The sequence below is a fragment of the Streptomyces sp. NPDC060209 genome, from assembly GCF_042728155.1.
Lineage (GTDB): Bacteria > Actinomycetota > Actinomycetes > Streptomycetales > Streptomycetaceae > Streptomyces.
The window spans coordinates 1-7,209 of the sequence record NZ_JBHWZS010000388.1; the positions used below are offsets into that span (position 1 = coordinate 1).

Sequence of the window (7,209 nt, forward strand, 5' to 3'; positions counted from 1 at the left end):
GCGCAGACCCCCCGCGCGCCGGGCCGGGCCGTGTCCGGACCCCGCGGCCGGGGTGCGGTCACGGGCTCGCCGTAAGGGCGAGCGTTCAATTCTTGTGGTTACTAGTCAGTAGAATTCTGGAGCTTTGCCCGTAATGCAGGTCCTTGGGTCCTTTTTCGTCCCAGGGGACGGGCGGACGGCCGACGGAGCGGGCCGAGCCGGTTAGGCTCGTGGCGCAAGGCCACAGTGACCCTGCAGAACCAGTGTCAGATCCCAGAAGGAGATGCCTCGTGCCGTCCATCGACGTCGTCGTAGCCAGGGAAATCCTCGACTCCCGGGGCAACCCCACGGTCGAGGTCGAGGTTGGCCTCGACGACGGCAGCACGGGACGTGCTGCTGTTCCGTCCGGAGCCTCCACCGGTGCGTTCGAGGCCATTGAGCTTCGCGACGGTGACCCCAACCGCTACCAGGGCAAGGGCGTCGAGAAGGCCGTCCTCGCCGTGATCGAGCAGATCGGCCCGGAGCTCGTCGGCTACGACGCCACCGAGCAGCGCCTCATCGACCAGGCGATGTTCGACCTGGACGCGACCGAGAACAAGGGCTCCCTCGGCGCCAACGCCATCCTCGGTGTCTCGCTGGCCGTGGCGCACGCCGCGTCCGAGGCGTCCGACCTCCCGCTGTTCCGCTACCTCGGCGGCCCGAACGCGCACCTGCTGCCCGTTCCGATGATGAACATCCTGAACGGCGGCTCGCACGCCGACTCCAACGTGGACATCCAGGAGTTCATGATCGCGCCGATCGGCGCCGAGTCCTTCTCCGAGGCCCTTCGCTGGGGCGCGGAGATCTACCACACGCTGAAGAAGGTCCTGAAGACCAAGGGCCTGTCCACCGGTCTCGGTGACGAGGGCGGCTTCGCCCCCAACCTCGAGTCCAACCGTGCCGCCCTCGACCTCATCCTCGAGGCCGTCAAGGAGGCCGGTTACGTCCCGGGCCGCGACATCGCGCTCGCGCTCGACGTCGCCGCGTCCGAGTTCTACAAGGACGGCGTCTACGAGTTCGAGGGCAAGTCCCGCTCGGCCGCCGAGATGACCGAGTACTACGAGGAGCTCGTCTCCGCGTACCCGCTGGTCTCCATCGAGGACCCGCTGTACGAGGACGACTGGGCGGGCTGGAAGGTCATCACCGACAAGCTCGGCTCCAAGGTGCAGATCGTCGGTGACGACCTGTTCGTCACCAACCCCGAGCGCCTCGCCCGCGGTATCGAGGAGGGCTCGGCCAACGCCCTGCTCGTCAAGGTCAACCAGATCGGTTCGCTGACCGAGACCCTCGACGCCGTCGAGCTGGCCCAGCGCAACGGCTTCAAGTGCATGATGTCCCACCGCTCCGGTGAGACCGAGGACGTCACCATCGCCGACCTCGCCGTCGCCGTGAACTGTGGCCAGATCAAGACCGGTGCCCCGGCCCGCTCGGACCGCGTCGCCAAGTACAACCAGCTGCTGCGCATCGAGGAGATCCTCGACGACGCCGCGGTCTACGCCGGTCGTTCGGCGTTCCCGCGGTTCCGCTTCGAGGGCTGACAGCCCGAGTCCGGAGCACCAGCCTCCGTCCGTCCCCGCATCCGGTCCCGTACCGTGTGCGGGGACGGACGTGCGTAACGGGGAGGCGTGAGACATGGCCGGGAAGGACCGCGACCGGTTCTCCACCGCGACCAGGCTGCGACTGCTCGGGGAGCAGACGGCGGCCCGCGTCTACCGGTCCCAGAGCCGGCGCCAGGCCCGGCGTTCCCGGCTCACCGGCCGGGCCGCGTTCCTCGCGCTGATCGTCTGTTCCCTGGTGGTCGCCCTCGCGTATCCCATGAGGCAGTACATCTCCCAACGCGACCAGATCGCGGAACAGGAGAGGCTCTCGCAGGAGGCGCACCAGCGGACCGAGGAGCTGCGCGACGAGAAGGCGCGGCTCAAGGACGACGCGTACATCCGCCGTCTCGCGCGCCAGCACCTCCACTACGTGGTGCCCGGCGAGACCGGTTATACGGTGGTCGACCCGGACGCGGCCGAGGTGCGCCGGGGCGAGCCGGGGGCGACGGGGCGGCCCTGGCACTCGAACCTCTGGGACGGCGTCGACAGCGCCGACCGCGAATGACCCCCTCCCCGCACCGGTCCGGGCCCGGGCGCACATACCGTGCCCCGTTCCGGCACCGATTCATACAGTCCGACCGATGACATTCAAGGCAGGCATGGACACGCCCCCTCCGCAGACCGAATCCACCACGCCCAACGCTGCGGACATCGCCGCGTTCGAGCTCCAGCTCGGCCGGCCGCCGCGCGGGCTCCGCGCCATCGCGCACCGCTGCCCGTGCGGCAACCCGGACGTGGTCGAGACGCAGCCCCGTCTGGAGGACGGCACGCCGTTCCCGACGACGTACTACCTGACCTGCCCGCGTGCCGCGTCGGCGATCGGCACGCTGGAGGCCAACGGGGTCATGAAGGAGATGACCGAGCGGCTCGCGACGGACCCGGAGCTGGCCGCCGCCTACCGTGCCGCGCACGAGGACTACCTCGCGCGGCGCGACGCCATCGAGGTGCTGGAGGGCTTCCCGAGCGCCGGCGGCATGCCGGACCGCGTGAAGTGCCTGCACGTCCTGGTCGGCCACTCGCTGGCGGCGGGTCCCGGAGTGAACCCGCTGGGCGACGAGGCGATCGCGATGCTGCCGGAGTGGTGGGCGAAGGGCCCGTGCGTCACGCCGTGCGGTTCCGACGCCGGACCCGACGCGTCCTGACCCCGCGCGGTACCCGTACAACCACAGGAGCCCCATGACCCGCGTTGCCGCCATCGACTGCGGTACCAACTCCATCCGCCTGCTCGTGGCGGACGTGGACCCCGCCACCGGGGACTTCACCGAGCTCGACCGGCGGATGCGGATCGTCCGCCTCGGCCAGGGCGTCGACCGGACCGGCCGGCTGGCCCCCGAGGCGCTCGAGCGCACCTTCGACGCGTGCCGCGACTACGCGGCCGCGATCAAGGAGCTCGGCGCCGAGCGGATCCGGTTCGTAGCCACGTCCGCCTCCCGCGACGCGGAGAACAGCGACACGTTCGTCCGGGGCGTCCTGGACATCCTGGGCGTCGAGCCCGAGGTCGTGACCGGCGACCAGGAGGCGCAGCTCTCCTTCGACGGGGCGACCAAGGAGCTGGTGGGCAGCGACCACCTGGAGAAGCCGTATCTCGTCGTGGACATCGGCGGCGGCTCCACCGAGTTCGTCGTCGGTGACGACCGTGTCCGTGCCGCCCGGTCCGTGGACATCGGCTGCGTGCGCATGACCGAGCGTCACCTCGTCGTGGACGGGGCCGTCGTGGACCCGCCGACGCCCGACCGGATCGCCGCGATCCGCGCGGACATCGGCGCCGCCCTGGACCTGGCCGAGGAGACCGTGCCGATCTCCTCGGCGGCGACGCTCGTCGGCCTGGCCGGGACGGTCACCACCGTCGCCGCGATGGCGCTCGGGCTGGAGGAGTACGACTCCGAGGCGATCCACCACTCCCGGGTCTCCGTCGAGCGGGTCCGGGAGATCACGGAGCGGCTGGTCGCCTCGACGCACGAGGAGCGTGCGGCGATCCCGGCGATGCACCCGGGCCGGGTCGATGTGATCGCCTCGGGCGCCCTCGTCCTGCTCGCCGTGATGGAGCGGACCGGGGCCCGGGAGGTCGTGGTGAGCGAGCACGACATTCTCGACGGGATCGCCTGGTCGGCCGGCTGATCACAGCGCGGGCGCCGGCGCGGTGAGATGCTGCTCATACGCATCCCGGCCTGCCCTTTTGAGCTTGTGGAGACCTCTCCGGACCTGTCCGGGGAGGTCTTTCGCGAGGTGCCGCGACCAAGTTCGTGAACTTCTTCACAAGGAATTCGGCCCTACTGGGCGAAGTTCTGCTCCTGGGGGGCCGCGCGGGCCGCTCGCGGGTCCTCGCGCGGGCGATGCGGGGACGTTTCGAGGGTGTGGCCGGGGGGTGTCCCGGGCAGGCGGTTCGTTCCGGGGGAGGGCTCAAGGGCCAGCTCACAAGCGGTGAACAACGTTCGCCGGAACCCCGTGGTTCCCCACCCGCACCATGACCTGGGTCACGTGGGCGGCGAAGTGTAGCAGAGGGTGGCGCATACCTTGTGAAGGGGCTCACGAGCATGCCCCCCGAGGGGGGTGGATACTCGATGGCATGAGCACCACGGAGCGTCCCAGGATCCTCGTTGTAGGCGGTGGGTACGTAGGCCTGTACGCAGCTCGTCGCATTCTGAAGAAGATGCGGTATGGAGAGGCGACCGTCACGGTCGTCGATCCGCGCTCGTACATGACGTACCAGCCCTTCCTCCCCGAAGCTGCTGCCGGCAGCATCTCGCCTCGGCATGTCGTCGTCCCGCTGCGACGCGTGCTGCCCAAGGCCGAGGTTCTCACCGGCCGTGTCACGACCATCGATCAGGACCGCAAGGTCGCCACGGTCGCGCCGCTCGTCGGCGAGGCCTATGAGCTGCCCTTCGACTACCTGGTCATCGCGATGGGCGCGGTCTCCCGCACCTTCCCGATCCCCGGCCTCGCCGAGCAGGGCATCGGCATGAAGGGCATCGAGGAGTCCATCGGACTGCGCAACCACGTCCTCGAGCAGCTGGACAAGGCTGACTCGACGACCGATGAGGACGTCCGCCGCAAGGCGCTGACCTTCGTCTTCGTGGGCGGCGGCTTCGCCGGCGCGGAGACCATCGGCGAGGTCGAGGACATGGCCCGCGACGCGGCGAAGTACTACACGAGCGTGAAGCGCGAGGACATGCGCTTCATCCTCGTCGACGCCGCCGACAAGATCCTTCCCGAGGTCGGCCCGAAGCTGGGCGCGTACGGCAAGGAGCACCTGGAGAGCCGCGGTGTCGAGGTCTACCTCTCGACCTCCATGGACTCCTGCGTCGACGGCCACGTGGTCCTGAAGAACGGCCTCGAGGTCGACTCCAGCACGATCGTGTGGACGGCCGGCGTGAAGCCGAACCCGGCGCTGGCGCGCTTCGGTCTGCCGCTCGGCCCGCGTGGCCACGTGGACACCTCCGAGAAGCTCCAGGTGCAGGGCACCGACTACATCTGGGCCGCGGGCGACAACGCCCAGGTCCCGGACATGGTCGGCCGCCGCGCGGGCAACCCGAACGCCTGGTGCCCGCCGAACGCCCAGCACGCGCTGCGTCAGGCCAAGGTCCTCGGTGACAACGTCATCTCCGGCATGCGGGGCTTCCCGCAGAAGGAGTACAGCCACGCCAACAAGGGTGCGGTCGCCGGTCTCGGTCTGCACAAGGGCGTCGCGATGATCGTCGTGGGCAAGGTGAAGATCAAGGTCAAGGGCCGTCTCGCCTGGTACATGCACCGTGGCTACCACGGCATGGCCATGCCGACCTGGAACCGTAAGATCCGGATCTTCGCGGACTGGACGCTGGCGATGTTCCTGAAGCGCGAGGTCGTCTCGCTCGGCGCCATGGAGACTCCGCGCGAGGAGTTCTACGAGGCCGCCAAGCCGAGCCCCGCGCCCGTCGCGGCCAAGGCCGACGACGACAAGAGCAAGGCCGGCGAAAAGGCCAAGGCCTCCTAGCGCCTGTACGTCACCGAAGGGGTCGTCCGCCATCCGTGGTGCGGACGGCCCCTTCGGCGTTCCCCGGGGCGCCAGGGGCGCCTCAACTAGATGGTAAGTGCAGGTATTTTGCGTTCCGTTGCCCTGGAGCGGGATGGCGTGGGCGCCGGGCGGCGTTGAGGCTTGTGTACCTCGCTGCGGCCCCGAGGTGTCGCGGCCCGGTTCGGGTGCGTATATGCGAATTTAGGCACGTTCGGAAACACCACCACGGAGGTGTGCACCATGGCCGACGCCGCATCGCGGCTGACCGCTCTCGCCGAAGAGTTGCTGGGAGAACCCCTGCCGGTCCGGATCCGGGCCTGGGACGGCAGCGAATCCGGGCCGCCGGATGCCCCCGCCCTCGTCCTGCGCCACCGCCGTGCCCTGCGCCGACTGCTCTGGAGGCCGGGCGAGCTGGGCCTTGCCCGTGCCTGGGTGGCCGGAGAGATCGACGTCGACGGTGATCTGTACGCGGTACTGGACGCCCTGGCCTCGCTGCTCTGGGAGCGCGGTGCGGACGCGAAGGACAGCGTCCACCCCGTCCGCGACCCGAAGGTGCGGGCGTTCGGCCGAGGACTCGCCCAGCTGGCCGGGCCCTGGCCGCCGCCGCCCCCGCCCCCCGAGGAGATCCGCCGCCGCACCGGTGCGCTCCACACCAAGCGCCGGGACAAGGAAGCCATCAGCCACCACTACGACGTGGGCAACGACTTCTACGCGATGGTTCTCGGCCCGTCCATGGTCTACTCCTGCGCCTACTGGCAGGACGGCGCCACTCTCGAGGACGCCCAGCGCGACAAGCTCGACCTCGTCTGCCGCAAGCTCGCGCTCAAGGAGGGCGACCGGCTGCTCGACGTCGGCTGCGGCTGGGGCTCCATGGCCATCCACGCCGCCCGTGAGTACGGTGCACGGGTCACCGGGGTGACCCTCTCCACCGAACAGGCCGCCTTCGCCCGCAAGCGCATCGCCGAGGAGGGCCTCACCGACCGGATCGAGATCCGCGTCCAGGACTACCGGGACGTCAGGGACGGCCCGTACGACGCCATCTCCTCGATCGGCATGGCCGAGCACGTCGGCGCGGTCCGCTTCCGTGAGTACGCCGACGCCCTCTACGCGCTCCTCAAGCCGGGCGGCCGGCTGCTCAACCACCAGATCGCCCGCCGCCCCGAGAGGGACGAGTCGGCCTACCACGTCGACGAGTTCATCGACGCCTACGTCTTTCCCGACGGCGAACTGGCCCCGGTGGGCCGCACCGTCGCCACCCTGGAGGAGGCCGGCTTCGAGGCCCGGGACGTGGAGGCGATCCGCGAGCACTACGCGCTGACCCTGCGCCAGTGGGTGACCAACCTGGAGAAGCACTGGAAGGAGGCCGTCCGGGCCACCTCGCCCGGACGGGCCAGGGTGTGGCGGCTCTACATGGCCGCCTCCGCGCTGTCCTTCGAGCACAACAAGATCGGCGTCAACCAGATCCTCGCGGTGCGCCCGCGGGAGGGCGGCGCGGCGGGCATGCCGCTGCGGGCCCGTGACTGGACGGGCCTTGGCCGGGCGCTGCGTCCCGGCGCGACGCCAGGAGGCGGACGGGCCGGAGCGGCGGGTGGGGGGTGAGTC

6 protein-coding genes are annotated in these 7,209 nt (G+C 70.1%); all 6 read left to right on the top strand.

Translation table 11 applies throughout. The annotated features are described in order from the left end of the window. Window positions 1–269 precede the first annotated feature (269 nt). The 6 genes from eno (at window position 270) to ACFWFI_RS39085 (ending at window position 7,206) form a co-directional block, all read left to right on the top strand. Complete coding sequence (gene eno, locus ACFWFI_RS39060) at window positions 270–1,556, top strand: phosphopyruvate hydratase (protein ID WP_014155837.1); 1,287 nt, start codon at window positions 270–272, stop codon at window positions 1,554–1,556. A gap of 94 nt (window positions 1,557–1,650) precedes the next feature. Continuing rightward, window positions 1,651–2,121, top strand: coding sequence for an FtsB family cell division protein (locus tag ACFWFI_RS39065; RefSeq protein ID WP_387400085.1), 471 nt, complete (start codon window positions 1,651–1,653; stop codon window positions 2,119–2,121). Window positions 2,122–2,215: 94 nt separating this feature from the next. Further along, complete coding sequence (locus ACFWFI_RS39070) at window positions 2,216–2,758, top strand: DUF501 domain-containing protein (protein ID WP_387400096.1); 543 nt, start codon at window positions 2,216–2,218, stop codon at window positions 2,756–2,758. Window positions 2,759–2,792: 34 nt separating this feature from the next. Next, a complete protein-coding gene (locus ACFWFI_RS39075) occupies window positions 2,793–3,734 on the top strand; it encodes a Ppx/GppA phosphatase family protein (protein WP_387400087.1) in 942 nt (313 codons plus the stop codon). A gap of 448 nt (window positions 3,735–4,182) precedes the next feature. Next, on the top strand, window positions 4,183–5,586 hold the full coding sequence (locus tag ACFWFI_RS39080) for an NAD(P)/FAD-dependent oxidoreductase (protein ID WP_387400090.1): 1,404 nt from the start codon (window positions 4,183–4,185) through the stop codon (window positions 5,584–5,586). 261 nt (window positions 5,587–5,847) lie between these two features. Further along, entirely contained in the window at window positions 5,848–7,206 is a 1,359-nt protein-coding gene (locus ACFWFI_RS39085; RefSeq protein ID WP_387400093.1) for a class I SAM-dependent methyltransferase, read from the top strand. Window positions 7,207–7,209 lie beyond the last annotated feature (3 nt).

What these genes read in the sequence shown, in the direction of transcription:
- ACFWFI_RS39065 (WP_387400085.1), top strand. Translation starts at nt 1,651, where the DNA reads ATGGCCGGGAAGGACCGCGACCGGTTCTCCACCGCGACCAGGCTGCGA.
- ACFWFI_RS39070 (WP_387400096.1), top strand. Translation starts at nt 2,216, where the DNA reads ATGGACACGCCCCCTCCGCAGACCGAATCCACCACGCCCAACGCTGCG.
- ACFWFI_RS39075 (WP_387400087.1), top strand. Translation starts at nt 2,793, where the DNA reads ATGACCCGCGTTGCCGCCATCGACTGCGGTACCAACTCCATCCGCCTG.
- ACFWFI_RS39080 (WP_387400090.1), top strand. Translation starts at nt 4,183, where the DNA reads ATGAGCACCACGGAGCGTCCCAGGATCCTCGTTGTAGGCGGTGGGTAC.
- ACFWFI_RS39085 (WP_387400093.1), top strand. Translation starts at nt 5,848, where the DNA reads ATGGCCGACGCCGCATCGCGGCTGACCGCTCTCGCCGAAGAGTTGCTG.